Origin of the sequence: Pseudomonas sp. NPDC089547 (assembly GCF_050280665.1) — a bacterium.
Taxonomy (GTDB): Bacteria; Pseudomonadota; Gammaproteobacteria; order Pseudomonadales; family Pseudomonadaceae; genus Aquipseudomonas.
This window is the reverse complement of sequence record NZ_JBNNVS010000106.1, coordinates 1-2378: the sequence shown is the minus strand read 5'-3', so window position 1 is coordinate 2378 and position 2378 is coordinate 1. Positions and strand designations below refer to the sequence as shown.

1 rRNA gene is annotated in these 2378 nt (G+C 52.3%); it reads right to left on the bottom strand.

Features of this window, described 5'->3' with window-relative positions:
* Positions 1–21 precede the first annotated feature (21 nt).
* Positions 22–2378 (bottom strand): 23S ribosomal RNA (locus ACQKPZ_RS28150); the annotation flags it as partial.

The following is a 2378-nucleotide window of genomic DNA, read 5'->3' as shown; positions in this document are numbered from 1 at the left end:
AGCAAATTGCTTGGGTGTTATATGGTCAAGCCTCACGGGCAATTAGTATTGGTTAGCTCAACGCCTCACAGCGCTTACACACCCAACCTATCAACGTCGTAGTCTTCGACGGCCCTTTAGGGGATTCAAGATCCCAGTGAGATCTCATCTTGAGGCAAGTTTCCCGCTTAGATGCTTTCAGCGGTTATCTCTTCCGAACATAGCTACCCGGCAATGCCACTGGCGTGACAACCGGAACACCAGAGGTTCGTCCACTCCGGTCCTCTCGTACTAGGAGCAGCCCCTCTCAAATCTCAAACGTCCACGGCAGATAGGGACCGAACTGTCTCACGACGTTCTAAACCCAGCTCGCGTACCACTTTAAATGGCGAACAGCCATACCCTTGGGACCGGCTTCAGCCCCAGGATGTGATGAGCCGACATCGAGGTGCCAAACACCGCCGTCGATATGAACTCTTGGGCGGTATCAGCCTGTTATCCCCGGAGTACCTTTTATCCGTTGAGCGATGGCCCTTCCATACAGAACCACCGGATCACTAAGACCTACTTTCGTACCTGCTCGACGTGTTTGTCTCGCAGTCAAGCGCGCTTTTGCCTTTATACTCTACGACCGATTTCCGACCGGTCTGAGCGCACCTTCGTACTCCTCCGTTACTCTTTGGGAGGAGACCGCCCCAGTCAAACTACCCACCATACACTGTCCTCGATCCGGATAACGGACCTGAGTTAGAACCTCAAAGTTGCCAGGGTGGTATTTCAAGGATGGCTCCATGAGAACTGGCGTCCCCACTTCAAAGCCTCCCACCTATCCTACACAAGCAAATTCAAAGTCCAGTGCAAAGCTATAGTAAAGGTTCACGGGGTCTTTCCGTCTAGCCGCGGATACACTGCATCTTCACAGCGATTTCAATTTCACTGAGTCTCGGGTGGAGACAGCGCCGCCATCGTTACGCCATTCGTGCAGGTCGGAACTTACCCGACAAGGAATTTCGCTACCTTAGGACCGTTATAGTTACGGCCGCCGTTTACCGGGGCTTCGATCAAGAGCTTCGCTTGCGCTAACCCCATCAATTAACCTTCCGGCACCGGGCAGGCGTCACACCCTATACGTCCACTTTCGTGTTTGCAGAGTGCTGTGTTTTTAATAAACAGTCGCAGCGGCCTGGTATCTTCGACCGGCATGAGCTTACGGAGCAAGTCCTTCACCCTCGCCGGCGCACCTTCTCCCGAAGTTACGGTGCCATTTTGCCTAGTTCCTTCACCCGAGTTCTCTCAAGCGCCTTGGTATTCTCTACCTAACCACCTGTGTCGGTTTGGGGTACGGTTCCCAGTTATCTGAAGCTTAGGAGCTTTTCTTGGAAGCATGGTATCAACCACTTCGTCGCCTAAAGGCAACTCGTCATCAGCTCTCGGCCTTGAAATCCCGGATTTGCCTAAGATTCCAGCCTACCACCTTAAACCTGGACAACCAACGCCAGGCTGGCCTAACCTTCTCCGTCCCTCCATCGCAATAACTGGAAGTACAGGAATATTAACCTGTTTTCCATCGACTACGCTTTTCAGCCTCGCCTTAGGGACCGACTAACCCTGCGTCGATTAACGTTGCGCAGGAAACCTTGGTCTTTCGGCGTGCGAGTTTTTCACTCGCATTGTCGTTACTCATGTCAGCATTCGCACTTCTGATACCTCCAGCAAGCTTCTCAACTCACCTTCACAGGCTTACAGAACGCTCCTCTACCGCATCACCAAAAGGTGATACCCGTAGCTTCGGTGCATGGTTTGAGCCCCGTTACATCTTCCGCGCAGGCCGACTCGACTAGTGAGCTATTACGCTTTCTTTAAAGGGTGGCTGCTTCTAAGCCAACCTCCTAGCTGTCTAAGCCTTCCCACATCGTTTCCCACTTAACCATGACTTTGGGACCTTAGCTGACGGTCTGGGTTGTTTCCCTTTTCACGACGGACGTTAGCACCCGCCGTGTGTCTCCCATGCTCGGCACTTGTAGGTATTCGGAGTTTGCATCGGTTTGGTAAGTCGGGATGACCCCCTAGCCGAAACAGTGCTCTACCCCCTACAGTGATACATGAGGCGCTACCTAAATAGCTTTCGAGGAGAACCAGCTATCTCCGAGCTTGATTAGCCTTTCACTCCGATCCACAGGTCATCCGCTAACTTTTCAACGGTAGTCGGTTCGGTCCTCCAGTCAGTGTTACCTAACCTTCAACCTGCCCATGGATAGATCGCCCGGTTTCGGGTCTATACCCAGCGACTAAACGCCCTATTAAGACTCGCTTTCGCTACGCCTCCCCTATTCGGTTAAGCTCGCCACTGAATATAAGTCGCTGACCCATTATACAAAAGGTACGCAGTCACCTAACAA